Raw genomic sequence first — 24,088 nt, 5'->3', positions numbered from 1 at the left:
GATGCCCGGTTCGACATGTTTCACGTGAAACGACCCTGCGTCAGCTGACGCAGGATGCCATGCCCGTCGTCCAGGGCAGATCGAGGAGCTCGACCTCCTGGCCGGCTCGCGCGCCGCCCTGCGGTACGACCACGAGAGCATCGGCCGCCGCGATGCCCCGCAGCATCGCCGGACCGTTGTAGTGCAGCGGTACCGCATGGTCGCCCCGCAGGAACACCGGGACGATCCGGGTGTCGTACGGATGCCCGTGCACCGCCTCCCTCAGCGGCAGGGTGTACGGCTCCGACGCCGGGCGTCCGGCGAGGATGCGCAGCAGGGGCTCGGCGAGCGTGAGAAGGCCGGAGACGGCCGCCAAGGGGTTGCCGGGCAGGCCGACCAGGTGCTGGTCGGGCTTGGTGCGGGCCAGCAGCATCGGATGGCCGGGGCGCACCTGGACGCCGTCGACCAGGAGGTCGGCGCCGATGCGGCGCAGGACGGGGTGGACATGGTCGACGGGCCCCGCGGCCGTGCCGCCGGTGGTGACGATCAGGTCGGCCGGGGACGTCGTGAGGGCCTGATGCAGGGCCTCCTCGTCGTCGCCGATCCTGCGCAGGGCCACGATCTCCGCACCCAGGGCGCGCAGCCACGGCGGGAGCATCGGTCCGAGCGCGTCCCGGATCAGACCGTCGTGCGGGCGGCCTTCGGTGAGCAACTCGTCGCCCAGGACGAGCACCTCGACACGGGGCCGGGGGACGGCGGCCAGCGTGTCGTAGCCTGCGGCCGCGGCCAGCCCGAGGACGGCCGGGGTCACCACGGTCCCGTCGGGCAGCAACTGGTCACCGCTGCGGCACTCCTGGCCGCGCGGCCGGATGTCCTGGCCGTGCTGGACCTCGCGGGCCGCGTGCAGCCGCCCCTTCTCGTCGGTGCGGCCGTGCTCGCTGCGCAGTACGGCGGTGGCGCCCGCGGGGACCCTGGCCCCGGTGGCGATGCGGACGGCCTCGCCGTCGGCGAGGGCCGCGGGCTCTGCGTGTCCGGCGAGGACGCCTTCGTCCCGTACAGCCCAGGGGCCCGGTCCGGAGACCGCCCAGCCGTCCATGGCGGAGCTGTCGAAGGAGGGCAGGTCGGTGAGGGCGGTCAGCGGAGCGGCCAGGACGAGACCGAGAGCGTCGTCGAGCGTGACGGAGACGGGTGTGCGGCGGGCGGCGACCGGACGGGCGGCACGCGCGGCGATGACGCGGGCCTCGGCCCAGGGCGTGGCGCGGTGACGGTCCTCGTGGGGTGTCGGCGACTGGTCGGGCCCGTGGGAGGCGTCTCGGGCGCCCTGGTCTTCCCGGGGCCGGTGGGAACCTTCGGGCTTCCGGGAGCCACGGGGTGCGTAGGCGTCGCGGCTGTCACCGTGTCCGGTCGTCTCGTTCACGAGGGCGAGCACCTCCTCGACGTAGTCCTCGTCGAGGTCCTCCGTGTCCTGGCCGCCCGGGGTCCCGCGGGGGGTCATCCGGCGTCCGGGCGGGTGTCGGGCGTGGCGTCGGGGGCGACGTCGCCGGAAGGCGGTGAGTCGTCCGAGGGCGCGCCCGTGGACTCGTCGGCCCAGCGCACGGCCAGGTCTGCGGCCTTGCGGGCGGCTTCGGCGACGGCTTGCGGGCCGCCTCCGGCCTTGGCGGCGGCATATCCGACCAGGAAGGTGGTCAGCGGGGCCGCGGGCCGGGCCACGCCGTGGGCGGCGTCCCGGGCGAGGTCGAGCAGGGCGCCGGTGTCGACGTCGAGATCGATGCCCAGCTCGTCCTTGACTGCGGAGATCCATTCATCCAACACGTGGCCATGCTCCCTGATGCGTGCTCTGGCGGTGGCGATGTCGTCCCAGGTGTCGCAGTCGAAGGACGCGACGGGGTCGGGGACGCGGGTGAGGTCGAGCCCGGCGGTCAGCCGGCGCAGGGGGAGGCCGGCGAGGCCGCCGCCCCTGCCGGTGTCCCCGGACGACGGCCCGTCGCCGGCCGTCTCGGTCTGCGCGAGCGTGGTCAGTTCACGCCGGAGGGCGGCCGTGCGGTACGCGGCGACGAGCGGCTGGTCGCGGCCGCCGGCGTCGCTGAGCAGCACGCCGTCGGCGGCGCTCGCCGTCAGCGCGGCCAGCAGCCGCCGCACGGTGTCCGGCCCGAGGAAGGGCAGGTCGGCGGAGAGGACGACGACGCGGTCGGCGGTGGTGTGGCGCAGTCCTGCGTCGAGCGCGGCGACGGGGCCCGCGCCGGGCGGGTCCTCGCGGGCCCACCGCACAGCGCGGGCGGTGGGCCGGGGATCGGCGACGACAACGGTCGTGCGCGCGCCGGCGCAGGCGGCGAGGACCCGGTCGAGCAGCGCACGGCCGCCCACCCGCACACCGGGCTTGTCCGCGCCGCCGAGGCGGCGGGCGCCGCCGCCGGCGAGCACGACGGCGTCATGCACGGGCGGCTCGGCGTCATGCACGGGCGGCTCGGCGTCATGCACGGGCGGCTCGTTCGAGGTCACCCTCCGAGTATGCGCGGGGTCCTCGACCACGGGGGACGCGGGATGTCCCGCGCGTGGTCAGAGCGTGCGCAGCAGCACCGCCGGCTGTTCCACGCAGTCCGCCACATAGCGCAGGAAGCCGCCCGCCGTGCCGCCGTCGCACACCCGGTGGTCGAAGGTCAGCGACAGCTGTACGACCTGGCGCACCGCGAGCTCGCCCTCGTGCACCCATGGCTTGGGCACGATCCGGCCGACGCCCAGCATGGCCGCCTCGGGATGGTTGATGATCGGTGTGGAACCGTCGACGCCGAACACGCCGTAGTTGTTCAGCGTGAACGTCCCACCGGTGAGTTCGGCCGGGGTGAGGCCCCCGGCGCGGGCCGTCTCGGTCAGGCGGGCGAACTCGGCGGTGAGCCCCTCGGCGTCCCGGGCATGGGCGTCGCGGACCACGGGGACGACGAGCCCCCGTTCGGTCTGCGCGGCGAACCCGAGGTGGACATGGTCGAACCGGACGATCTCGCGCGCCTCCTGGTCGACCGTGGAGTTCAGCTCCGGGAACCGGGCCAGGGCGGCGGTGCAGATGCGGGCCAGCAGCGCGACGAGGGAGATCTTCGGGCCGCCGGCCGCGTTCATGGCGGCCCGGGCCCGCATCAGCTCCGTCGCGTCGGCGTCCACCCAGCAGGTCGCGTCCGGGATCTCCCGCCGGCTGCGGGAGAGCTTGTCGGCGACGGCGCCGCGGATCCCCTTGAGCGGGACGCGGGTGTCGGCCCCGGCGGGCACGGGGGCGAGCGCGGGAGCGGGGGCAGAGGTGGCCGCGGGGGCCGGCACGGGCGCGGGGGCCGCGTGCGAGGTGCCGCGTTCCTGCGCGGCCCGCAGCGCGCCCTCCACATCGGCGCGCAGGATCAGGCCGTCGGGCCCGGAACCGGTCAGCTTCCGCAGGTCCAGGCCGTTCTCCCGGGCCAGGCGGCGCACGAGCGGCGAGATGACCGCCACCGGTCCATCGGTCACCGTGGAGCCGCCCGCGGGACCGGAAGTCACCGGCTGGGAGGAAGCAGCGGGCCCGGAGGGAGCAGCGGGCCCGGAGGCAGCAGCGGAAGGAGGGGCGGCCGCGGGCACGGGCTGGGCCGGCCGTACCCGGCGCCGACGCGCGGGCGCCTCCGAGGTTCCGTACCCGACCAGCACGTTGCCCGATCCCTCGGTCTGGTCGCCGGACGAGGGCGCGCCGACCGCCACCGTGATCAGCGGTGCGCCCACGGGCAGTTCGGCGCCCTCCTCACCGAAGCGGGCGGTGACCACACCGCCGTAGGGACAGGGGACCTCGACCATCGCCTTGGCCGTCTCGACCTCGACGACCGGCTGGTCGACGGCGACGACGTCGCCGACCTGGACCAGCCAGCGCACGATCTCCGCCTCGGTGAGCCCCTCGCCGAGGTCGGGCAGCTTGAACTCCAGCACCTGTGCCATCAGTTCCCCGCCTCCCACTGCAGACGCGCCACCGCGTCCAGGACGCGGTCGACGCCGGGCAGGTGGTGGCGCTCCAGCATCGGCGGCGGGTAGGGGATGTCGAACCCGGCCACGCGCAGCACCGGCGCCTCCAGGTGGTGGAAGCAGCGCTCGGTGACCCGGGCCGCGATCTCGCCGCCCGGGCCCGCGAAGGAGCCCGACTCGTGGACGACGACCGCGCGACCGGTCCGTCGTACCGAGGCGCAGACCGTCTCGTCGTCGAACGGCACCAGGGAGCGCAGGTCGACGACTTCGAGGTCCCAGCCCTCGGCCTGTGCCGCCTCGGCGGCTTCGAGGCAGACCGGCACCGAGGGCCCGTAGGTGATGAGGGTGGCGCTCCGGCCCGTGCGCCGCACCACCGCGCGGCCGATGGGCTCGACGCCGGGCGGGTCCTCCGGGTTCCAAGTGTCCTTGGACCAGTACAGACGCTTGGGTTCGAGGACGACGACCGGGTCGTCGGAGGCGATCGCGGCGCGCAGCAGGCCGTAGGCGTCGGCGACGGTGGCGGGCGTGACGACATGGAGCCCCGGAGTCGCCATGTAGTACGCCTCGGACGAGTCGCTGTGGTGCTCGACGCCGCCGATGCCTCCGCCGTAGGGGACGCGGACGGTGATCGGCAGGGGCATGCTGCCGCGGGTGCGGTTGCGCATCCGGGCGACATGGCTGATCAGCTGCTCGAACGCCGGGTAGGCGAAGGCGTCGAACTGCATCTCCACCACCGGCCGCAGGCCGTACATGGCCATGCCGACGGCGGTGCCGAGGATGCCGGCCTCGGCGAGCGGGGTGTCCGTGCAGCGGTCCTCGCCGAACTCCGCGGCGAGCCCGTCGGTGACCCGGAAGACGCCGCCGAGCGTGCCGACGTCCTCGCCGAGGACGTGCACGGAGGGGTCGGCGGCCATCGCGTCGCGCAACGCGCGCGTGAGGGCCTGCGCCATGGTGGCGGGTTTGACGGCGACGGTAGTCATCAGCGCGCCCCTTCCTCTTCCGCTTCCAGCTCGGCCCGCAGCAGGGCGCGCTGCTCGCGCAGTTGGGGAGTGGGCTCGGCGTACACGTGGTCGAACAGGTCCATCGGGTCCAGCGCCGCGTCCTGGTTCATGCGGGCGCGCAGATCGGCCGCCATGGTCTCGGCGGCGTCCCGCGCGGCCTGCCGGGTCTCCTCGTCGAGCAGCCCCCGCGCCGTCAGTTCGCGTTCCAGCAGCAGGATCGGGTCGTGTTCGCGCCACGTCTCGACCTCGGCGTCGCCGCGGTAGCGGGTCGCGTCGTCGGCGTTGGTGTGGGCGTCGATGCGGTAGGTCACCGCCTCGACGAGGGTCGGGCCGCCGCCCGCGCGCGCGGTGCGCACGGCCTCGCCGAGCACCTCGTGGACGGCGGCGGCGTCGTTGCCGTCGACCAGCCGGCCCGGCATGCCGTACCCGACGGCCTTGTGGGCCAGGGAGGGGGCGGCGGTCTGCTTGGCGAGCGGCACGGAGATCGCGAAACCGTTGTTCTGGACCAGGAAGACGACCGGCGCCTGCCAGACGGCCGCGAAGTTCAGCGCCTCGTGGAAGTCCCCCTCGCTGGTGCCGCCGTCACCGACCATGGCGAGGGCCACCACGTCGTCGCCCTTGAGGCGAGCGGCGTGCGCGAGGCCCACCGCGTGCGGGAGCTGGGTGGCGAGCGGGGTGCACAGCGGCGCCACGCGATGCTCGTGGGGGTCGTATCCGGTGTGCCAGTCGCCGCGCAGCAGGGTCAGCGCCTCGACGGGGTCCACGCCGCGGGCGACGGCCGCGAGGGTGTCGCGGTAGCTGGGGAAGAGCCAGTCCCGTTCCTCCAGCACGAGCGCCGCGGCGACCTCGCAGGCCTCCTGGCCGGTGCTGGAGGGGTAGACGGCGAGACGGCCCTGCTTGGTGAGGGCGGTGGCCTGCACGTTGTAGCGGCGGCCCCGCACGAGCTGCGCGTACAGCCGGAGCAGCAGCTCCGGGGCGGTCCGCGCGGCCGCCTCCGTGCCGAGAACGCGGTAGGGCTCGGCGTCCGGCAGCAGCGGCACCGGGTCGGTGCGGGGCTGCCAAGCGGGCGGCGGGGTAGGCCGGTACGCGCCCCGCTGCTCCATGACCGTCATGACGGCACCTCCTGAAAGGAGTGGCTACGCAGGCGCATCGGCTGTGAGGCGCCTCACCTACCGATTGTTCGGTCGTCGGCACATTTTGGCTACTGGCCCCCTCAGGCTGTGGACAAACGGTTCTCCACAGCCTGCAATGAACGCAGTACGTCCACGGCGAAGAGGCGGGGGGACATGACACCTGAACAAATGGCCGACGGCGAGGAGAGCGCCGTACCGCCGCGACCGGACGACTCCGTCCCGTTGCCCCCGCCCCGCCCCCTGGACACGATCGACCAGGACATCCTGCAGATGCTCCAGGCGGACGGCCGCGCGTCCGTACGGTCGGTGGCCGAGCGCGTGCACGTCTCCCGCGCCAACGCCTACGCGCGCATCAACCGGCTCGTCGAGGACGGCGTGATCCGCGGCTTCGGCGCGCGCGTGGACCACGAACGCGCCGGGCACGGCACGTCCGCCTACATCACGCTGAAGATCGTCCAGAACTCCTGGCGCACGGTGCGCGAGCAGCTCAGGCAACTGCCCGGGGCCTCGCACATCGCCCTGGTGGGCGGGGACTTCGACGTGCTGCTTCTCGTCCACACACCGGACAACAGGGCGCTGCGCGAAGTGGTGCTCACCCGACTCCAGGCGATCCCCGAGGTGCTCAGCACGCGCACGCTGCTGGTCTTCGAGGAGGAGGACCTGGAACCGCAGACCCGCCCCGCCCCCGGCGGCCAGGGCACACCCCGGCAAGACGCCTGACACCGGTGCCGCGTCGCCTCCCGCCCGCCGACCCCCGCTCCGCATCCGCTCACGCCGGTCGAGCCCCGCTCCGGGCCGGCTCCCCGACGGTCGCACTCGCCCCGGCAGACTCCAGACGGTCAGACCTCGCTTCCGGCCAGCGCCCTGCGGTCAACCCCGCTTCCGACCCACCCCGTTTCACGGACCGTCCTCCGGCGGTCAGACCCCGCTCGGGGCTGACTCCCCGCCGGTCTACCCCGCTCGGAGCCGACTCTCGGCTATCAGTCCCCTCGTCCGGCCCGCGCCCCGCAGTCAGCCCCGCTCCGAGCCGTCACCCGGCGGTCTAACCCGACCCGGGCCGACTGCCGGCGGTCGAACCCCCCTGAACCGCTTCCCGGCGGTAGGAGCCCCGATTCACGGCCCGCCCACCGGCGGTCAGACCCGGCTCGGAGCCGCCTCCCGGCTATCAGCCCCCTCGTCTGGTCCGGTTCCCGCGGTCAGCCTCCGCTTCCGGCCCGCGCCCCACGGTCAGCCTCCGCTTCCGGCCTGCGCCGCGCAGTCAGCCCCCGTCCCCGCTCCGCACCCCGCCGTCAGACCCCGTCCCGGTCCTGGCGCAGTCCCGAGAACACCAGCCGGGCCACCGCTTCCGCCACCTCGCGTTCGCCCGAGCCTCGGCCGTCCGGGCGGTACCACTCGACGATCGAGTTGATCATCCCGAAGACCAGCCGCGTCGCGAGCCGGACCTCCACATCGCCCCGTACGTCACCGTCGGCGGCGGCCGCCTTCAGCAGTTCGGCGACCCGGTGGTCGAAGTCCCGCCGCCGCTCCAGCGCCCACCGCTCGGTGTCGGTGTTGCCGCGCACGCGCAGCAGCAGCGTCACATAGGGCAGCTCGGCTATGAGCACCTCGACCATGCGCCGCACCACGTACTCCAGGCGCCCGGCGGCACGCCCCACGCGCGCGTTCTCCTCGTCGAGGATCGAGAACAGGCCGTCCAGCGCCCGGCTCACCGCGCGGCGCAGCAGCTCCTCCTTGCCGGCGACGTGGTGGTAGATCGACGACTTGGAGATGCCGGCCGCCCGGGACAGGTGCTCCATGGAGGTGCCGTCGTAGCCGCGCTCGTTGAAGACCTGGACGGCGACCGACAGCAGGGTCTCCGGGGTGTACGTGTCGCGCTTGACCGTGGTCATGAGCTTCCCCTCCGCGTGTCGGCGGCGTGTCCGTGGCGGTACAGCGCGAGGGAGGGCGCGTAGCGGCCGGAGGGCTCCCGCAGGTGCAGCTCCTCCAGCAGGTCGTGCGCCCAGACCCGGCCGAGCCTGCGGCTCCACTCGAAGGGGCCGAGCGGGTAGTTCACCCCGAGGCGCATCGCGGTGTCGATGTCCTCCTCGGTGGCCACGCCCTTGGCGACGGCGTCGTGCGCGAGGTCGACGATCCGCGCGACCGTGCGGGCGACGATCATGCCGGGGACGTCGCCGATGACGCTGACGTCCTTGCCGAGCGCCTGGAACAGGCCGATCGCCTCGGACAGGGCCTGCGGCGAGGTGTCCTGGGACGCGGACAGGGCGATCCGGGTGGCCTTGCGGTAGTCCAGGGCCAGGTCGAAGTAGACGACGTCGCGGAACTCCACGGACGTCTGCCCGTCGGCGAGCGCCAGCGCGCCGTCGCTGGGGAGGACCAGCCGGGTGCCGTGGTCCTCTTCCTCCTCGCGGACCTGGATTCCCGCCTCGCGGATCATCCCCAGCAGCTCCGAGGCGGGCCCCAGATCCCCCTCGGCGACGACGTAGGCGGGCGGCCGGTGCTTCTCCGCGGTGTGCGGCTCGGGGCGCTCGGCGCCGTCGCTGTGGTCGTACCAGCCCTGGCCGGTCTTGCGGCCGAGGCGGCCGGACTCGACCAGGCGGCGCTGGGCGAGCGAGGGGGTGAACCGCGCGTCCTGGAAGAAGGACTGCCAGACGGAGTGCGTGACGGACTCGTTGACGTCCTGGCCGATCAGGTCGGTCAGCTCGAAGGCCCCCATCTTGAAGCCGCCGGACTCGCGCAGGACGGCGTCGATGGTGGCCGGGTCGGCGCCCTGCGCCTCGTAGACCGCGAACGCCTCGGCGTAGTAGGGCCGCGCGATGCGGTTGACGATGAAGCCGGGGGTGTCGGCGCAGGCGACGGGTGTCTTGCCCCAGGCGCGGGCCGTCTCGTACGCGCGCGTGGCCGACGTGACGTCGGTGGCGAAGCCGGAGACGACCTCGACCAGCGGCAGCAGCGGCGCGGGGTTGAAGAAGTGCAGGCCCACGAGACGGCCCGGGTTGCGCAGGGCGCCGCCGACGGCCGTCACCGACAGGGACGAGGTGTTGGTGGCGAGCAGGCAGTCGTCGCCGACGACGTCCTCCAGCACGCGGAACAGCTCCTGTTTGACCTCCAGGCGCTCCAGGACGGCCTCGACGACCAGGGCGCAGTCCGCGAGCTGGGCCAGGTCGTCCACGGGCGTGAGGCGGGTGCGGGCGGCGTCCCGGTCGGCGGCGGTGAGCCGGTCCTTCTCGACGAGCCGGTCCAGCCGGGCGCCGATCGCGCCTGCGGCCTCCCGGGCCCGGCCGGGGAGGGCGTCGTACAGCCGTACGGGGTGGCCCGCGACCAGCGCGACCTGGGCGATGCCCTGACCCATGGTGCCCGTGCCGACGACGGCCACGGGGCTGCTGAGGTCGAGTGCTGTCATGTGCGCGATCCTCCCGCACGGCGTTGTCCACAGATGCGGCGGACCCCCTTGTCCCGACCGATCGTTCGGTTACTCTAACTCTGACCGTCCGTTCCTGTCCCTGCTTCGCAGGGTTTCCGTCCAGGTCCTGAGCTCGACGAAGAGTTCTCACGACGAGGAGTTGGTCCCCCATGGCCGCCGAACTCACCGCACACGATCTGATCGCCAAGCACCGGCCCACCCTCGACCAGGCCCTGGAAGCGATCCGCACCCGCGCGTACTGGTCGCCGCACCCGGAGCACCCCAAGGCCTACGGGGAGAACGGCAGCCTGGACGCGGCGGCCGGCAAGGCGGCCTTCGACGCCCTCCTGGGCACCCGCCTCGACCTCGGCCAGCCCGGCACGGACGACTGGGTCGGCGGCGAGGTCTCCCCGTACGGCGTGGAGCTGGGCGTGACGTACCCGCACGCGGACATCGACGTGCTGCTGCCCGCCATGAAGGCCGGACAGCGCGCCTGGCGGGACGCGGGCGCGGAGATCCGCGCGGCGGTCTGCCTGGAGATCCTCAAGCGGATCAGCGACCGCACCCACGAGTTCGCCCACGCGGTCATGCACACCTCCGGCCAGGCGTTCATGATGGCGTTCCAGGCGGGCGGCCCCCACGCGCAGGACCGCGGCCTGGAAGCCGTGGCGTACGCGTACGTGGAGCAGGTCCGCACGCCGGACACCGCGGAGTGGACGAAGCCGCAGGGCAAGCGGGAACCGCTCGCCCTCACCAAGCAGTTCACGCCGGTCCCGCGCGGCATCGCGCTGATGATCGGCTGCAACACCTTCCCCACGTGGAACGGCTACCCGGGCCTCTTCGCCTCCCTCGCCACCGGCAACGCGGTCCTGGTAAAGCCCCACCCGCGCGCGGTGCTGCCGCTGGCGCTGACCGTGGGCGTCGCGCGCGAGGTGCTTGCCGAGGCGGGCTTCGCCGCCGACCTGGTCGCGCTCGCCGCCGAGCGGCCCGGCGAGGGCATCGCGAAGACGCTGGCCACGCGGCCCGAGATCAGGATCATCGACTACACCGGTTCGACCTCCTTCGGCGACTGGCTCGAGGCCAACGCCCGCCAGGCGGAGGTCTACACCGAGAAGGCCGGCGTCAACACCGTCCTCGTCGAGTCGACCGGCGACTACAAGGGCATGCTCGCCAACCTGGCGTTCTCGCTGTCCCTGTACAGCGGCCAGATGTGCACCACCCCGCAGAACCTGCTGATCCCGCGGGACGGCATCCGCACCGACCAGGGCCACAAGACCTTCGACGAGGTCGTCGCCGACCTCGCGCGCGCGGTCGACGGTCTCCTGGGCGACGACGCCCGGGCCAACGCCCTGCTGGGGGCCATCGTCAACCCCGACGTCAAGGCGCGCCTGGAGGCCGCGGCGAGCCTGGGTGAGGTGGCGCTCGCCTCCCGCGAGGTCGCCAACCCGGAGTTCCCCGACGCGGTCGTACGCACCCCCGTGATCGTCAAGCTGGACGGCGCGCGGAAGTTCTGGGAGGGCGCGGACGACGAGCCCGCCTACCTGAGCGAGTGCTTCGGGCCGGTCTCCTTCGCCGTCGCCGTCGACTCCGCCGCTGACGCCCTGGACCTGCTGCGGCGCACCATCCGCGAGAAGGGCGCGATGACCGTCGGCGCGTACACCACCGACGAGGAGGTCGAGCAGGGCATCCAGGAGGTCTGCCTGGAGGAGGCCGCCCAGCTGTCCCTGAACCTCACCGGCGGGGTCTACGTCAATCAGACGGCCGCGTTCTCCGACTTCCACGGCTCGGGCGGCAACCCGGCGGCCAACGCCGCCCTGTGCGACGGGGCCTTCGTGGCCAACCGCTTCCGGGTCGTCGAGGTGCGCAGGGAGGCCTGAGCAGCCCCTGAGGGGGCCTTCCCTCAAGCGGTGCCGTGCGGCCCCGCGCTCCAGTGATACAGCGTCATGGCCACGCTGGTCGCGAGGTTGTAGCTGGAGACCTGGGGCCGCATCGGCAGCGCGAGGAGATGGTCGGCACGCGCGCGCAGCGCGCCTGACAGCCCGCTGCGCTCCGAGCCGAAGGCGAGCACGGCGTCGTCCGGGAGCCTGACGCCCCGGACGTCCTCGCCCTCCGGGTCCAGCGCGAACACCGGTCCGGGCGGCAGTTCCTCGACGCTCAGCCGTTCCACGGCGGTCGCGAAGTGCAGTCCCGCGCCGCCGCGCACGACGGTCGGATGCCAGGGGTCGAGCGTGCCGGTGGTGACCACCCCGGTCGCCCCGAAGCCGGCGGCCAGCCGGATCACCGCGCCCGCGTTGCCCAGGTTGCGCGGCTCGTCGAGGACCACGACGGGCGCGGTGCGCGGCTCCCGGGCCAGCGCGCGCAGGTTCGCCTCACGCGCGGGGCGTACGGCCAGCGCGGCCACGGCGGTCGGATGCCGGCGCGGCACCAGCGAGGCGTACGCCGCCTCGGGCACCTCGGTGAGGAGCGCGTCCAGGGTTCCCCGGACGTCGGGGGCGAGTTCGTCGGCCAGGGCGAGCGCCGCCCGGCGGTCGACGGCGACCGCCGCCGTGACGTCGGCCCCGAAGCGCACGGCGTGCTTGAGGGCGTGGAAGCCGTCGAGCAGCACGCAGGTCTCGGCGAGTCGCCGCCACCGGCCGAGCAGGCCGCCGAGAGGGTCGGGGTCGGTCATGCCGTGAAGCCTACGCGGCTTTCTTCGGCCTCCTCGGCCGTGTGCGGGCCCCGCTGAGCGGGCACCGAGGCCCCGCCGCGCGAGGTCATCGCCTCACGCACGCGTGCCGCCCAGCCGCCGAGCCGGCGCAGGAACGGCGTCGACAGGAAGACCGCGTCCGCCGCGATCATCGCAAGGGAGAAGAACGGCAGCCCCAGGACGACGGCGATCACCGCGTGCTCGGTCATCATCACCGCGAGCAGGACGTTCTTCACCCGCCGGTTGAACAGCGTGAACGGGAAGGCGACCTGTACGACGACCGTCCCGTAGGTCACGAGCATCACCATGGTGCCGCTGGCGGACAGCAGGTCCGCGAGCGCCGGCCAGGGGGAGAAGTAGTCCAGGTGCAGCGGGTAGTAGACGGCGGTGCCGTCCTGCCAGCGCGAGCCCTGGATCTTGTACCAGCCGGCCGTCGCGTAGATCAGACAGGCCTCGGCCATGATCACGAACAGGGCCCCGTTGTGCAGGACGTTAGCGACGACGTCCAGCAGGATCCGGGGCTGGGAGGTCTTCCCCAGGCGCCCCACGGCCCACCACAGGCCCTGCGCGATCCACACCGCCCAGAGGATCACCGGCACGGTCGGATCGCCGTCGAGACGGCCCGCCGCGGTCACGGCGACCAGCGCGAACCCGAGCACGCCCCACAGGGCGGGCCCGATCCGGTCGGTGACCCGCTCCCCACGCGCGTGTGCCGCCTCCGTGCGCCGCGCCCGGCGGGCGTCCAGGGACCACACCTGAGCGCAGCGCGTGAACACGAGGTAGATCGACATCAGGTGCAGGACGTTGTCGCCGCCGTCGCCCATGAAGATGCTGCGGTTCTGCAGCGAGAGCACGCCGATCATGAAGAGCACGGAGGCGGTGCGGGTGCGCCAGCCGAGCAGCAGCAGCACGCTCGCCAGCACCGCCAGCGCGTACACGGTCTCGAACCAGAGCCGTCCGTCCGACCACATCAGCGCCGTGAACGCGCCGTTCTCGTCGATCAGCCGCCGGGCCAGCTGCCAGCTCCAGGGGCCGTCGGGGCCGTAGAGCTCCCCGCGGTGGGGAAGCTCGCGCAGCAGGAACAGCAGCCAGGTGAGGCTGAAGCCGATCCGGACCACCGCGCTCTGGTAGGGACCGAGCGCCGCACCGGTCACGCGCGCGAGGGCGGCGGACGCCGCTTGGGTGAACCGGTTCACTGCGCGCCTCCCGCGGTGTCGGCGGCCTCCACCGGCCACCAGGGCAGGACGCGGTACGCCGCGCCCGACGACGTCTTCTCTCCACTCCAGCCGGGCGCCTGCACGTCGGTGGTCCTGGAGCGGACCTGGACCCGCTCCACGACGCCGCCCTCTCCGGCCGCGCGGCCGCGGTCAAGGCGCAGGACGACGATGCGGCGCAGGTAGGACTCCGACAGCGCGCTGCGCGTGCTCACCGAACGGTTCTCGGCGTCGTGGGAACCGGTGTAGAAGTCCCAAGCCCGGCGCAGTTCGTTCTGCTGGGTGTGGCTCGGCAGCAGGTTGCCGTCTATGTCGCGGCCGTCCTGGGCGGACAGGTCGTACCAGCCGGTGGTCCGCCTCTCACCGCCCGCTGTGCGTATGTCGGCGCGGACCTGGACGGCGATGTTCTGCTGGAGCGGGTTCGGTGCGAACAGCTTCCAGTTCTGCTCGAACTCCGGGTAGACCCAGTCGTCGACCGCCTCGCCGTGCGTCTTGCTGACCGTGTTGGAGGGTGCGACGTGCAGGAACACCATGCCGACGTGGACGCAGACGGCGACCGCCACGACGGCGACCGCCAGGGCGGCGGCTATCCGGTAGCGGGTCGACAGAGCCGCGACGCCGGCGCGCGGACCGGAGTCAGCCGCGGCGGGACCGTGCCCGACGGGGGCGCCGTCAGATCCGTCGGATCCGGCGTGCGCAACGGGAGGGGTGGAGCGGACGGGGCCGGGTGAGTCCGCACCAGGGCCGTCCGCCACGGGCTCAGGGGAGTCGGGCCGGTCCGTGGGCTCGCTGTCCGGGGCCGGGCCGCCACCGGGGGCCTCGGCGCGCGGGCGGGGCACGGAGCCCGTCGCCCGCGGCCCCTCGCCGGGCGGCGGACCGGTGTCCGGCCCCCGGGACGCCTCCGCCTCCCGCGGGGCGTCGGTGCCTCCGTCGTACGCGTCCATTCCGCCCCGTTCCCCGGATCCGTCCGTCTTGATCCGTCCGTCTTCCGACCGCCCTGCCGTGCCTCGGCCGGCCGCCGGGGCGTTCCGGCTCCCCGGCCACGTACATCCGGACGGCCTTCGCACGCCCGTCGCACAGTCGTCGCACGAACGGTACTCAGCCCTTCCGGGGCCGCGCAGCCCTCCCCCTGTCCCGACCGGCACGGCGGAGAGCGCCGCAAGCCGCCGTCCTCGGCGCCCTCGCTGGTTGTCCACAGGCCGGCCGGCGAGTTTTCCACAGCGGTTGACACCTTACGACGGCCGTCCCACCATGGAATCGCACGGACCGAACGATCGGTCGGGAGAGGCTCGGGCAGAGCCCAAGGTCGAGGGGGACCGCATGGCGACAGCAGCCGCAGCCGCGCACCAGCCGGCCCGCACACAGCACGGCGCCCAGGACGGCGCGGTCGACGAGGACGCCTACCAGCGCGTCTTCGACGCCGCCGTGTCCGCGGACGAGCGGATCGAGCCGCGCGACTGGATGCCCGACGCCTACCGCGCCACGCTGGTCCGCCAGATCGCCCAGCACGCCCACTCCGAGATCATCGGCATGCAGCCGGAGGCGAACTGGATCACGCGCGCGCCCTCACTGCGCCGCAAGGCCATCCTGATGGCGAAGGTCCAGGACGAGGCGGGGCACGGGCTGTATCTGTACAGCGCGGCCGAGACCCTGGGCGTCGGCCGCGACGAACTGCTCGACAAGCTGCACACCGGCCGCCAGAAGTACTCCTCGATCTTCAACTACCCCACGCTGACCTGGGCCGACGTGGGCGCGATCGGCTGGCTCGTCGACGGCGCCGCGATCACCAACCAGGTGCCCCTGTGCCGCTGCTCCTACGGCCCGTACGCGCGCGCGATGGTCCGCATCTGCAAGGAGGAGTCCTTCCACCAGCGCCAGGGCTACGAGCTGCTGCTCGCCCTCAGCCGCGGCACACCGGAGCAGCACGCGATGGCGCAGGACGCGGTCGACCGCTGGTGGTGGCCCTCGCTGATGATGTTCGGCCCGCCCGACGACGAGTCGGCGCACTCCGCACAGTCGATGGCCTGGAAGATCAAGCGGCACTCCAACGACGAGCTGCGCCAGCGCTTCGTGGACATCTGCGTCCCGCAGGCGGAGTCCCTGGGGCTCACGCTCCCCGACCCGGACCTGAAGTGGAACGAGGAGCGGGGACACCACGACTTCGGCCCGATCGACTGGACGGAGTTCAAGGAGGTCCTCAAGGGCAACGGCCCGTGCAACGAACAGCGGATCGTCCAGCGAAGGCGGGCCCACGACGAGGGCGCCTGGGTACGGGAGGCGGCCGCGGCCCACGCGGCCAGGCACAGCGGCGGGGCCACCGGCCGCGGAGCGGGAGTGGAGCAGGCATGACGAACACCGACTGGCCCCTCTGGGAGGTCTTCGTGCGCTCCCGGCGCGGCCTCTCCCACACCCACGCCGGCAGCCTGCACGCGCCGGACGCGGAGTTCGCCCTGCGCAACGCCCGCGACCTGTACACCCGGCGCGGCGAGGGCGTCTCCATCTGGGTGGTGCCGTCCACCGCGATCACCGCCTCCTCGCCGGACGAGAAGGACCCGTTCTTCGAGCCGGCCGCCGACAAGCCGTACCGGCACCCGACGTTCTACGAGATCCCGGAAGGGGTGAAGCACCTGTGACCGCGACCGGGAAGACTCAAACGCCGGGCTCGGTCACGGCGGCGGCCCTCGCCCTGGGCGACGACGCCCTGGTGCTCTCCCACCGCCTGGGGGAGTGGATGGGCCACGCGCCCGTGCTGGAGGAGGAGGTGGCCCTCGCCAACATCGCGCTGGACCTGCTGGGCCAGGCCCGCGTCCTGCTGTCGATGGCCGGCGACGAGGACGACCTCGCCTACCTGCGCGAGGAACGCGCCTTCCGCAACCTGCAGTTGGTGGAACAGCCCAACGGCGACTTCGCCCACACCATCGCCCGCCAGCTGTACTTCTCCACCTACCAGCACCTGCTGTACGCCCAACTGGCCGCCGGAGGAGGCCCGTTCGCCGGGCTCGCCGCGAAGGCCGTCAAGGAGGTCGCCTACCACCGCGACCACGCCGAGCAGTGGACGCTGCGGCTCGGGGACGGCACCGAGCTGAGCCATGAGCGGATGCGGCGGGCGTGTGCGGCGCTGTGGCGGTTCACCGGAGAGCTGTTCCAGCCGGTGGAGGGTGTCGACGCCGACCGGACGGCTCTGGAAGCCGCCTGGCTGGAATCGGTCGGGGACGTTCTGCGCCGGGCGGGGCTCGCCCTGCCCGAGGGCGCGCGCACCGGAGCGTGGAGCGCCGGCGCCGGCCGCCAGGGCGTGCACACCGAGTCCTTCGGGCGGATGCTCGCCGAGATGCAGCACCTGCACCGCAGCCACCCGGGGGCGTCATGGTGACGCTCACACCGCTGGAAGCGGAACTCCTCGCCGTCGCCGGATCGGTGCCCGACCCCGAACTGCCCGTCCTCACCCTCCAGGAGCTCGGCGTGGTGCGCGCGGTGCACGTACGCGACGCGGACGCCGTGGAGGTCGAACTGACCCCGACCTACACCGGCTGCCCGGCCGTGGAGGCGATGTCCGAGGACATCGAGCGGGTACTGCGCGAGCACGGCGTGCGCGAGGTCACCGTACGCACGGTGCTCGCGCCCGCCTGGTCCACGGACGACATCTCCGCCGAAGGCCGCCGCAAACTCAGGGAGTTCGGCATCGCGCCCCCACGCACCCGGACGACGGCGGAGCCGGTCGCACTGTCCCTCGGCCCGACCCGGACGACGACCAGCGGGGCAGCCCCGGACGACGTCCCGGTGCGCTGCCCGCACTGCGGCTCCGCCGACACCGAACTGCTCAGCCGCTTCTCCTCCACCGCCTGCAAGGCGCTGCGCCGGTGCCTCGCCTGCCGTGAACCCTTCGACCACTTCAAGGAGTTGTGATGGCCCGCTTCCACCCGCTCCCCGTGGCCGCGGTGGACCGGCTCACCGACGACTCCGTCGCCCTCACCTTCGCGGTCCCCGCCGAACTGCGCGCGGAGTACCGGCACGCGCCGGGCCAGCATCTCGCCCTGCGGCGCCGGGTCGACGGGACCGAGGTCCGGCGGACGTACTCGATCTGCTCCCCCGCGCCCGACCCCGGCGGCGACGGCCCGCACACCCTGCGGGTGGGGGTGCGACTGGTCGACGGCGGCGCCTTCTCGACGTACGCGCTCAAGGAGATCGCCGTCGGCGACGAGCTGGAGGTGATGACGCCGGCGGGCCGGTTCACCCTCGACCCCGCGCCCGGTCTGTACGCGGCCGTCGTCGGCGGCAGCGGCATCACCCCGGTGCTGTCGATCGTCTCCACCCTGCTCGCGCGCGAACCCGCCGCCCGGTTCTGCCTGATCCGCAGCGACCGGACGGCCGCCTCGACGATGTTCCTGGACGAGGTCGCCGATCTGAAGGACCGGTACCTGCAGCGGTTGCAGCTGGTCACCGTCCTCTCCCGGGAGGAACAGCAGGCCGGGCTGCCGTCCGGGCGGCTCGACCGGGAGCGGCTGGCGCGTCTGCTGCCGTCGCTGCTGCCCGTGGCGGACGTGGCCGGATGGTTCCTGTGCGGGCCCTTCGGACTGGTCCAGGGCGCGGAACAGGCGCTGCGGGAGATCGGCGTCCCCCGCTCCCGCATCCACGAGGAGATCTTCCACGTCGATGTCACGGCGGCGGCGCCCGGCGCGACGGCGGGCGCTCCCGCGCACAGCACCGTGACCGCCCGTCTCGACGGCCGCGGCGGCAGCTGGCCCGTGCGGGAAGGGGAGTCGCTGCTGGAGACGGTCCTGCGCAACCGGCCCGACGCCCCCTACGCCTGCAAGGGCGGGGTGTGCGGCACCTGCCGGGCCTTCCTGGTCTCCGGCGAGGTGCGTATGAACCGCAACTTCGCTCTGGAGCCGGAGGAGACGGAGGCCGGCTATGTCCTGGCGTGCCAGTCGCATCCGCTGACCGAGGCGGTGGAGGTCGACTTCGACCGCTGAGCGAGGGTGAAGCCGGTCCGACGGCGGGAGAACCGTTCCCTTCTTCTAGAACCTGTTCTATCTTGACGCTCCGTCAGATCAGCTGACCCGTCGGGAGGACAGGCCGTGGACTTCACCTTCACCGAGGAGCAGCAGGCGGCGGCCGACGCCGCGCGGGGAGTCTTCGCCGACGTCGCCCCCGACGGCGTCACCAGCCCCGCGCTCACCAGGGGCCGAGCCGTCGCCGACCACTTCGACCGCGCGCTCTGGGAGAAGCTCGCCGGCACGGACCTGCTCGGCCTGCTGCTCGACGAGGAGTACGGCGGGGCCGGCCTGGACGCCGTCGCCCTGTGCCTGGTGCTGCGCGAGTCGGCGAAGTCGCTGGCGCGGGTGCCGCTCCTGGAAAGCAGCGCGGCCGCGGCGGCTGTACAAGCCCACGGCACGGCCGAGGCACGGGCCGAGCTGCTCGCCCGGGCCGTCCGCGGCGAGGTCGTCCTGACCGTCGCCGCACACGGCCGCACCGGCCATGACGCGGCCGAACTCGCCGTCACCGCACGGCAGGACGGGGACGCCTGGCTGCTGGACGGAGTGCAGACGGCGGTGCCGTGGGCCCACGACGCCGACTTCGTGCTCGTCCCCGCACGTACCGGCGACGACCGCAGCGTTCTCGCCCTGGTCCCCCGCGGACACGAGGGCAGCGCGCTCGCCGAACAGATCTCCACCACCGGCGAACGGCTCGGGGAACTGCGCCTCGACTCCGCCCGGATCCCCGCCCGGCACGTCATCACCGCCGACGGCGCCTGGGAGGAAATGCGCGCCCTGCTGACCACCGGGACCTGCGCGCTGGCGCTCGGACTGGGCGAACGCGTACTGGCGATGACGAGCGACTACGCGGCCAAAAGGGAGCAGTTCGGGCATCCGATCGCCACATTCCAGGCGGTCGCCGTACAGGCGGCCGACCGTTACATCGACCTGCGCGCGATGGAGGTCACCCTGTGGCAGGCCGCCTGGCGGCTCACCTCGGGCGCGTCCGGAGCGCTGCCCGCCGCCGGCGACATCGCCGTGGCCAAGATCTGGGCCTCGGAGGGCGTACGGCGCGTGGTGCAGACCGCGCAGCATCTGCACGGCGGCTTCGGCGCGGACGTCGACTACCCGCTGCACCGCTACCACGCCTGGGCCAAACACCTGGAGCTGTCCCTCGGCCCGGCCGCGGCCCACGAGGAGACCCTGGGCGACCTGCTGGCCGCCCACCCCCTCAGCTGAGCGCCGCCGCGGCTCCCGTCAGAGGACGAAGCCCGGCTGGTCCCCGTCGGTGACGACCGGGCGGCCGGCGGCGGCCCAGTGCTGCATGCCGCCGTCGACGTTCACGGCGTCGATGCCCTGCTGCACGAGGTACATGGTGACCTGGGCCGACCGGCCACCGGAGCGGCAGATCACATGGACCCGCCCGTCCTGGGGAGCCGCCTCGGTCAGCTCGCCGTACCGGGCGACGAACTCGCTGATGGGGATGTGCAGCGCCCCCTCGGCGTGGCCCGCCTTCCACTCGTCGTCCTCACGGACGTCCAGCAGGAAGTCGCCGTCCTTGACGTCGCCGACCTCGACCGTGGGAACACCAGCTCCGAAACTCATGGCCCCGACGCTACCGGACGCAGCCCCACCGGCAGCCCCACCGGCTCCAGCGCACGGCGCTACCCGTCCAGCCCCGCCAGCTCGGCCTCCCTCTTCGCGACCTCGGCCAGCAGCTGGTCGGCGATCTCGTCGAGCAGGCGGTCGGGGTCCTCCGGGGCCAGTCGCAGCATCGAGCCGATCGCGCTGTCCTCCAGCTCGCGCGCGACCAGCGCCAGCATCTCCTTGCGCTCCGCGAGCCATTCGAGGCGGGCGTACAGCTCCTCGCTCGGGCTCGGACGCCGCTCCGGCGGCACCGGCCCGGCCGCCCACTCCTCGGCCAGCTCACGCAGCAGGCCCTCGTCGCCGCGGGCGTAGGCGGCGTTGACGCGGGTGATGAACTCCTCGCGCCGCGCCCGCTCCGCGTCCTCCTGCGCCAGGTCGGGGTGCGCCTTGCGGGCCAGCTCCCGGTAGAGCTTGCGGGCCTCGTCGCTGGGGCGCACCCGCTCCGGGGGCCGCACAGTCTGGTCCGTGAGCATCGCCGCGGCCTCGTCGAACAGCCCCTGTCCGTCCATCCAGCCGTGGAACAGCTCCTCGACGCCGGGCATCGGCAGCACCCGGGCCCGCGCCTCGGCCGCCTTGCGCCGATCCTCGGGATCGCCGCTGCGTTCCGCCCTCGCCTCGGCTATCTGCGCCTCCAGCTCGTCGAGCCTGGCGTACATGGGACCGAGTCTTTGGTGGTGGAGCCGCGAGAAGTTCTCGACCTCGACGCGGAAGGTCTCCACCGCGATCTCGAACTCGATCAACGCCTGCTCAGCGGCCCGCACGGCCTGCTCCAGCCGCTCCTCGGGCCGCGCCTGCTCAGCTTCGGGGGTCGTCACCGGACCAGCGTAGGCCAAGCGGAAGCCCCGCACGGAAGCCCAGGCCCACCCAGACCGGCGCCCGCAGGACACCCCGACGCCTCCCGCCGGCGCCTGGCGGGCCCCCACGCCTCGCGACGGCGAAGGCCCGCTCCCTCTGCCTCACACCCCCGTCTCCGCCGCGATCCGTCCCTCCCTGATCGCCCGCACCAGGTCCGCGTGATCGGCTTCCGTGCGGTCGGCGTAGGCGACGGCGAACGTCGCGATGGCCTCGTCGAGTTCCTCGTTCTTGCCGCAGTAGCCGGCGAGCAGGCGCGGGTCGGCGCTGTGGGAGTGGGCACGGGCCAGGAGCGCGCCCGTCATCCGGCCGTAGTCGTCGACCTGGTCCGCCGAGAGGGCGGCGGGATCGACGCTGCCCTTGCGGTTGCGGAACTGGCGTACCTGGTACGGCCGCCCCTCGACCGTCGTCCAGCCCAGCAGAACGTCGCTGACGACCTGCATGCGCTTCTGGCCGAGGACCACCCGGCGCCCCTCGTGGTCGACGTCCGGCACGTCGAAGCCGGCGGTCAGCAGATGCGGGACCAGGGCGGAGGCCCGCGCCTCCTTCACCTGGAGGACCAGCGGCTCACCGCGGTGGTCGAGCAGCAGCACGACGTAGGACCGCGTGCCCACGCTGCCCGTGCCGACGATGCGGAAGGCGACGTCGTGCACCGCGTGCCGGGCCAGCAGCGGGTGGCGGTCCTCCGGCACCGTCGTCAGATACGCCTCCAGGGAGGCCGCCACCGCGGCCGCCTCACGGTCCGGCACGCGCCGCAGCACCGGCGGAGCGTCGACGAAGCGGTACCCGCCCTCCGCGGTCGGCTCGGTCGACTTCGCCGCGAACCGCCCGCTGGTGTTGGCCCGCGCCTTCTCGGACACCCGCTCCAGGGTGCCCAGCAGGTCATGGGCGTCGGCGTGGGAGACCAACTCCTCGTCGGCGATGGCGTTCCACGCGTCCAGCGCGGGCAGCTTGGCCAGCAGACGCAAGGTGCGGCGGTAGGCGCCCGCGGCGTCATGAGCGGCCTTGCGGCAGGTGTCCTCGTCGGCGCCGGCCTCCCGGCCCGCGAGCACCAGGGAGGCCGCGAGCCGCTTGAGGTCCCACTCCCAAGGTCCCTGAACCGTCTCGTCGAAGTCGTTCAGGTCGATGACGAGATCGCCGCGGGCGTCGCCGTACAGGCCGAAGTTGGCCGCGTGGGCGTCCCCGCAGATCTGGGCGCGGACGCCGGTCATGGGGGTACGGGCGAGGTCGTGGGCCATGAGGCCGGCCGAGCCGCGCAGGAACGCGAAGGGCGTGGCCGCCATCCTGCCCACCCTTATCGGCGTCAGCTCGGGCAGACGGCCCCGGCTGGACTCCTCGACGGCCTCCACCGCGCTCGGCCGTGAGGCGTCGGCGTCCAGCTCCGCGTGCGCAGCGCGCGCCACCCGCTCCCGAAGTGCCTTGCCCTCGGCCTTGGGCGACCCGGCAGAGGGCCACTGCGCGAACCCGCGCACCCGGGGAAGCCGGCCACCGCCGGCGGAACCCGCCGCGCCCGCACCGCCCCCGCCCACAACTCCCGCGCCCGCAGCCGCACCCGCGGCACCACCGACCCCGGCCTCGGTCATCACGACCGCCTCCCCCCGCACCCGCACCGAACATCAACTCGTGCCGACCGTACAGCCGCTGGCCGAAACCCGTCAGACCCTGTGGACAACTTCGAGAACGCGCGGACGATGCTCACCCGTGAGATACCTCACGCCTGCCGGGCGATACCGGACATGCGAAAGCCCCGCAGGTCCAAGACCTGCGGGGCTTCCAGCTGTGCGCGAGGGGGGAGTTGAACCCCCACGCCCTTGCGGGCACTGGAACCTGAATCCAGCGCGTCTGCCTATTCCGCCACCCGCGCATTGGGTGTGTCCTCGGGCTTGTGGGCTTTTCGGCCCGCCGCCTTCCGACATGCAGAACATTAGCACGGGGGGAAGGGTGCGTTCACATCCCTTGTTCCCGGGCAGGGGACACCGCAGGAAAGCGCGCGGCAACCTCCCTACGTCTCGGCGACGACCGGTTCACGTATCAACCTCGTACCTATGGCGACCGTCTCCCCAGGAGAAGGCCGAGGTCCACAGCCGGGTGCGGGACACTGGTCCTCAGCCGCCTCTACGATCCTGGGCGGAAGCCGACGCGAAAGCGGACGCGGAAGCGGAAACGGAAGCCGAGGCGAGAGCCGAAGCGGAAGCCGAGGCGCCACCGACGCCGAGGCGGGTGCCGAGGCCCCCGTCGACACCTGTCGGCGGGGCCGACAGGGGGAACCAGCCGATTCACCGGCGCGTGGATACGATCAGTAAGCAGTACCAGGTAAGCAGCAGGGCGCGGGACAGCAGTACCAGCGACGGAGGAGGTGCCCCATGGGAGTCCTGAAGAAGTTCGAGCAGCGCCTCGAGGGTCTGGTCAACGGCACCTTCGCCAAGGTGTTCAAGTCCGAGGTCCAGCCCGTGGAGATCGCGGGAGCGCTCCAGCGGGAGTGCGACAACAACGCGACGATCTGGAACCGCGACCGCACTGTCGTACCCAACGACTTCATCGTGGAGCTGAGCACGCCGGACTTCGAGCGGCTCAGCCCCTACTCCGGCCAGCTCGGCGACGAACTCGCCGGCATGGTGCGCGACTACGCCAAGCAGCAGCGCTACACCTTCATGGGGCCGATCAAGGTCAACCTGGAGAAGGCGGACGACCTCGACACCGGCCTGTACCGGGTGCGCAGCCGTACGCTCGCCTCCTCCAGCAGCCAGCAGGCGCCCGAGAGCGCGCCCGCCGCCGGCCGGCAGCGCCCCGGCGGCTACGGCTACCCGCCCGCCGGCGCGTCCGGCGCTCCCCCCATGCCGTCCTCACCGCCGCCCGGCGGCCGTCCCGGCGGCTACGGCTACCCGCCCGCTGCGGGCGGCCAGCGGTCCGGCGGCGGCCCGGCCGGCGCCCCGGCGCCCGGCTCGCGCACCCGCCACTGGATCGAGATCAACGGCACCCGCCACCAGATCTCCGGCTCGACGCTCGTGCTGGGCCGCAGCACCGAGGCCGACGTGCGGATCGACGACCCCGGCGTCTCCCGCCGGCACTGCGAGATCCGGACCGGAACGCCCTCGACGATCCAGGATCTCGGATCCACCAACGGCATCGTGGTGGACGGGCAGCACACCACCCGCGCTACGCTCCGCGACGGCTCGCGGATCGTCGTGGGCAGCACCACCATCATTTACCGGCAAGCCGAAGGGTGAAGCGGGGGCA

At 73.2% G+C, this 24,088-nt stretch carries 22 protein-coding genes and 1 tRNA gene; 9 read left to right on the top strand and 14 right to left on the bottom strand.

Translation table 11 applies throughout. The features are described from left to right. Nucleotides 1-40: 40 nt before the first annotated feature. From ACFYXA_RS25545 to pdhA, 5 genes are read right to left on the bottom strand one after another with little or no spacing between them, the layout of a single operon-like run. Nucleotides 41-1,474, bottom strand: coding sequence for a molybdopterin molybdotransferase MoeA (locus ACFYXA_RS25545; protein ID WP_389036726.1), 1,434 nt, complete (start codon nucleotides 1,472-1,474; stop codon nucleotides 41-43). Beyond that, complete coding sequence (locus ACFYXA_RS25540) at nucleotides 1,471-2,478, bottom strand: NTP transferase domain-containing protein (RefSeq protein WP_389036723.1); 1,008 nt, start codon at nucleotides 2,476-2,478, stop codon at nucleotides 1,471-1,473. The genes ACFYXA_RS25545 and ACFYXA_RS25540 overlap by 4 nt, the downstream gene beginning before the upstream one ends. Nucleotides 2,479-2,535: 57 nt before the next feature. After that, complete coding sequence (locus ACFYXA_RS25535) at nucleotides 2,536-3,921, bottom strand: dihydrolipoamide acetyltransferase family protein (protein WP_389036720.1); 1,386 nt, start codon at nucleotides 3,919-3,921, stop codon at nucleotides 2,536-2,538. Next, entirely contained in the window at nucleotides 3,921-4,925 is a 1,005-nt protein-coding gene (locus ACFYXA_RS25530) for an alpha-ketoacid dehydrogenase subunit beta (protein ID WP_389036717.1), read from the bottom strand. The genes ACFYXA_RS25535 and ACFYXA_RS25530 overlap by 1 nt, the downstream gene beginning before the upstream one ends. Then, nucleotides 4,925-6,058 carry a pyruvate dehydrogenase (acetyl-transferring) E1 component subunit alpha gene (pdhA, locus tag ACFYXA_RS25525; protein WP_351089956.1) on the bottom strand — a complete coding sequence of 378 codons (1,134 nt, stop codon included), beginning with the start codon at nucleotides 6,056-6,058 and terminating at the stop codon, nucleotides 4,925-4,927. The genes ACFYXA_RS25530 and pdhA overlap by 1 nt, the downstream gene beginning before the upstream one ends. Nucleotides 6,059-6,232: 174 nt before the next feature. Between pdhA and ACFYXA_RS25520 the strand changes: the two genes are divergently transcribed. Continuing rightward, complete coding sequence (locus ACFYXA_RS25520; RefSeq protein WP_389036713.1) at nucleotides 6,233-6,799, top strand: Lrp/AsnC family transcriptional regulator; 567 nt, start codon at nucleotides 6,233-6,235, stop codon at nucleotides 6,797-6,799. Nucleotides 6,800-7,368: 569 nt separating this feature from the next. Here the strand turns inward: ACFYXA_RS25520 and ACFYXA_RS25515 are convergent. Beyond that, on the bottom strand, nucleotides 7,369-7,968 hold the full coding sequence (locus tag ACFYXA_RS25515) for a TetR/AcrR family transcriptional regulator (protein ID WP_352244586.1): 600 nt from the start codon (nucleotides 7,966-7,968) through the stop codon (nucleotides 7,369-7,371). After that, nucleotides 7,965-9,479, bottom strand: coding sequence for a 3-hydroxyacyl-CoA dehydrogenase (locus ACFYXA_RS25510; protein ID WP_352244585.1), 1,515 nt, complete (start codon nucleotides 9,477-9,479; stop codon nucleotides 7,965-7,967). Before ACFYXA_RS25510 ends, ACFYXA_RS25515 begins: the two co-directional genes overlap by 4 nt. A 170-nt stretch (nucleotides 9,480-9,649) precedes the next feature. Between ACFYXA_RS25510 and paaN the strand changes: the two genes are divergently transcribed. After that, the gene (gene paaN, locus ACFYXA_RS25505; protein WP_352244584.1) at nucleotides 9,650-11,356 is read left to right on the top strand and encodes a phenylacetic acid degradation protein PaaN; all 1,707 of its coding nucleotides are present in this window, start codon (nucleotides 9,650-9,652) and stop codon (nucleotides 11,354-11,356) included. A gap of 23 nt (nucleotides 11,357-11,379) precedes the next feature. Here paaN and ACFYXA_RS25500 read toward each other — a convergent pair whose 3' ends face one another. The 3 genes from ACFYXA_RS25500 to ACFYXA_RS25490 are packed head-to-tail and all read right to left on the bottom strand — an operon-like array spanning nucleotide 11,380 to nucleotide 14,323. Then, complete coding sequence (locus tag ACFYXA_RS25500; RefSeq protein WP_389036708.1) at nucleotides 11,380-12,147, bottom strand: TrmH family RNA methyltransferase; 768 nt, start codon at nucleotides 12,145-12,147, stop codon at nucleotides 11,380-11,382. Beyond that, on the bottom strand, nucleotides 12,144-13,361 hold the full coding sequence (locus ACFYXA_RS25495; RefSeq protein ID WP_389036705.1) for an HTTM domain-containing protein: 1,218 nt from the start codon (nucleotides 13,359-13,361) through the stop codon (nucleotides 12,144-12,146). The genes ACFYXA_RS25500 and ACFYXA_RS25495 overlap by 4 nt, the downstream gene beginning before the upstream one ends. Continuing rightward, on the bottom strand, nucleotides 13,358-14,323 hold the full coding sequence (locus tag ACFYXA_RS25490) for a DUF5819 family protein (protein WP_389036699.1): 966 nt from the start codon (nucleotides 14,321-14,323) through the stop codon (nucleotides 13,358-13,360). Before ACFYXA_RS25490 ends, ACFYXA_RS25495 begins: the two co-directional genes overlap by 4 nt. 376 nt (nucleotides 14,324-14,699) lie before the next feature. On the opposite strand from ACFYXA_RS25490, the gene paaA reads away from it, so the two are divergent. From paaA to ACFYXA_RS25460, 6 genes are all read left to right on the top strand, one after another. Continuing rightward, nucleotides 14,700-15,728, top strand: a complete 1,029-nt coding sequence (gene paaA / locus ACFYXA_RS25485; protein WP_351089936.1) for a 1,2-phenylacetyl-CoA epoxidase subunit PaaA — start codon at nucleotides 14,700-14,702, stop codon at nucleotides 15,726-15,728. Next, nucleotides 15,725-16,012 (top strand): 1,2-phenylacetyl-CoA epoxidase subunit PaaB, encoded by a 288-nt coding sequence (gene paaB, locus ACFYXA_RS25480; RefSeq protein ID WP_130439069.1) that lies wholly within the window; start codon nucleotides 15,725-15,727, stop codon nucleotides 16,010-16,012. The genes paaA and paaB overlap by 4 nt, the downstream gene beginning before the upstream one ends. Further along, nucleotides 16,009-16,749, top strand: coding sequence for a 1,2-phenylacetyl-CoA epoxidase subunit PaaC (gene paaC, locus ACFYXA_RS25475; protein WP_389036694.1), 741 nt, complete (start codon nucleotides 16,009-16,011; stop codon nucleotides 16,747-16,749). The genes paaB and paaC overlap by 4 nt, the downstream gene beginning before the upstream one ends. Further along, nucleotides 16,743-17,282: a 1,2-phenylacetyl-CoA epoxidase subunit PaaD gene (gene paaD / locus ACFYXA_RS25470; RefSeq protein ID WP_352244579.1), complete on the top strand. Its 540-nt coding sequence runs from the start codon at nucleotides 16,743-16,745 to the stop codon at nucleotides 17,280-17,282. The genes paaC and paaD overlap by 7 nt, the downstream gene beginning before the upstream one ends. Beyond that, nucleotides 17,282-18,349 (top strand): 2Fe-2S iron-sulfur cluster-binding protein, encoded by a 1,068-nt coding sequence (locus ACFYXA_RS25465; RefSeq protein ID WP_389036691.1) that lies wholly within the window; start codon nucleotides 17,282-17,284, stop codon nucleotides 18,347-18,349. Before paaD ends, ACFYXA_RS25465 begins: the two co-directional genes overlap by 1 nt. A gap of 105 nt (nucleotides 18,350-18,454) precedes the next feature. Then, nucleotides 18,455-19,591, top strand: a complete 1,137-nt coding sequence (locus ACFYXA_RS25460; protein ID WP_389036688.1) for an acyl-CoA dehydrogenase family protein — start codon at nucleotides 18,455-18,457, stop codon at nucleotides 19,589-19,591. 18 nt (nucleotides 19,592-19,609) lie between these two features. Here the strand turns inward: ACFYXA_RS25460 and ACFYXA_RS25455 are convergent, their stop codons facing one another. The 4 genes from ACFYXA_RS25455 to ACFYXA_RS25440 all read right to left on the bottom strand — a co-directional run bounded on the left by ACFYXA_RS25455 (nucleotide 19,610) and on the right by ACFYXA_RS25440 (nucleotide 22,715). Then, a complete protein-coding gene (locus tag ACFYXA_RS25455) occupies nucleotides 19,610-19,957 on the bottom strand; it encodes a rhodanese-like domain-containing protein (protein ID WP_389036685.1) in 348 nt (115 codons plus the stop codon). 59 nt (nucleotides 19,958-20,016) lie between these two features. Then, nucleotides 20,017-20,814, bottom strand: a complete 798-nt coding sequence (locus ACFYXA_RS25450) for a J domain-containing protein (protein ID WP_352244576.1) — start codon at nucleotides 20,812-20,814, stop codon at nucleotides 20,017-20,019. A gap of 141 nt (nucleotides 20,815-20,955) precedes the next feature. Continuing rightward, nucleotides 20,956-22,434: a DUF2252 domain-containing protein gene (locus tag ACFYXA_RS25445; protein ID WP_389036680.1), complete on the bottom strand. Its 1,479-nt coding sequence runs from the start codon at nucleotides 22,432-22,434 to the stop codon at nucleotides 20,956-20,958. A gap of 197 nt (nucleotides 22,435-22,631) precedes the next feature. After that, a tRNA-Leu gene (locus tag ACFYXA_RS25440) sits at nucleotides 22,632-22,715 on the bottom strand. Nucleotides 22,716-23,214: 499 nt separating this feature from the next. On the opposite strand from ACFYXA_RS25440, the gene ACFYXA_RS25435 reads away from it, so the two are divergent. Then, on the top strand, nucleotides 23,215-24,078 hold the full coding sequence (locus ACFYXA_RS25435; RefSeq protein WP_389036677.1) for an FhaA domain-containing protein: 864 nt from the start codon (nucleotides 23,215-23,217) through the stop codon (nucleotides 24,076-24,078). Nucleotides 24,079-24,088: the final 10 nt, after the last annotated feature.

The organism is Streptomyces sp. NPDC002566 (assembly GCF_042889585.1).
GTDB lineage: Bacteria > Actinomycetota > Actinomycetes > Streptomycetales > Streptomycetaceae > Streptomyces.
The sequence above is the reverse complement of the archived record's forward strand: the minus strand, read 5'-3'. Positions and strand labels throughout refer to the sequence as shown.

Excerpts from the sequence above, each read along its gene's own strand:
- paaN (WP_352244584.1), top strand. The coding sequence starts at position 9,650 with ATGGCCGCCGAACTCACCGCACACGATCTGATCGCCAAGCACCGGCCC.
- ACFYXA_RS25455 (WP_389036685.1), bottom strand. The coding sequence starts at position 19,957 with ATGAGTTTCGGAGCTGGTGTTCCCACGGTCGAGGTCGGCGACGTCAAG.
- ACFYXA_RS25435 (WP_389036677.1), top strand. The coding sequence starts at position 23,215 with ATGGGAGTCCTGAAGAAGTTCGAGCAGCGCCTCGAGGGTCTGGTCAAC.
- ACFYXA_RS25510 (WP_352244585.1), bottom strand. The coding sequence starts at position 9,479 with ATGACAGCACTCGACCTCAGCAGCCCCGTGGCCGTCGTCGGCACGGGC.
- paaA (WP_351089936.1), top strand. The coding sequence starts at position 14,700 with ATGGCGACAGCAGCCGCAGCCGCGCACCAGCCGGCCCGCACACAGCAC.
- ACFYXA_RS25465 (WP_389036691.1), top strand. The coding sequence starts at position 17,282 with ATGGCCCGCTTCCACCCGCTCCCCGTGGCCGCGGTGGACCGGCTCACC.
- ACFYXA_RS25545 (WP_389036726.1), bottom strand. The coding sequence starts at position 1,474 with ATGACCCCCCGCGGGACCCCGGGCGGCCAGGACACGGAGGACCTCGAC.
- ACFYXA_RS25535 (WP_389036720.1), bottom strand. The coding sequence starts at position 3,921 with ATGGCACAGGTGCTGGAGTTCAAGCTGCCCGACCTCGGCGAGGGGCTC.
- ACFYXA_RS25490 (WP_389036699.1), bottom strand. The coding sequence starts at position 14,323 with ATGGACGCGTACGACGGAGGCACCGACGCCCCGCGGGAGGCGGAGGCG.
- ACFYXA_RS25520 (WP_389036713.1), top strand. The coding sequence starts at position 6,233 with ATGACACCTGAACAAATGGCCGACGGCGAGGAGAGCGCCGTACCGCCG.
- ACFYXA_RS25445 (WP_389036680.1), bottom strand. The coding sequence starts at position 22,434 with ATGACCGAGGCCGGGGTCGGTGGTGCCGCGGGTGCGGCTGCGGGCGCG.
- ACFYXA_RS25530 (WP_389036717.1), bottom strand. The coding sequence starts at position 4,925 with ATGACTACCGTCGCCGTCAAACCCGCCACCATGGCGCAGGCCCTCACG.
- ACFYXA_RS25515 (WP_352244586.1), bottom strand. The coding sequence starts at position 7,968 with ATGACCACGGTCAAGCGCGACACGTACACCCCGGAGACCCTGCTGTCG.
- pdhA (WP_351089956.1), bottom strand. The coding sequence starts at position 6,058 with ATGACGGTCATGGAGCAGCGGGGCGCGTACCGGCCTACCCCGCCGCCC.
- paaB (WP_130439069.1), top strand. The coding sequence starts at position 15,725 with ATGACGAACACCGACTGGCCCCTCTGGGAGGTCTTCGTGCGCTCCCGG.
- paaD (WP_352244579.1), top strand. The coding sequence starts at position 16,743 with ATGGTGACGCTCACACCGCTGGAAGCGGAACTCCTCGCCGTCGCCGGA.
- ACFYXA_RS25500 (WP_389036708.1), bottom strand. The coding sequence starts at position 12,147 with ATGACCGACCCCGACCCTCTCGGCGGCCTGCTCGGCCGGTGGCGGCGA.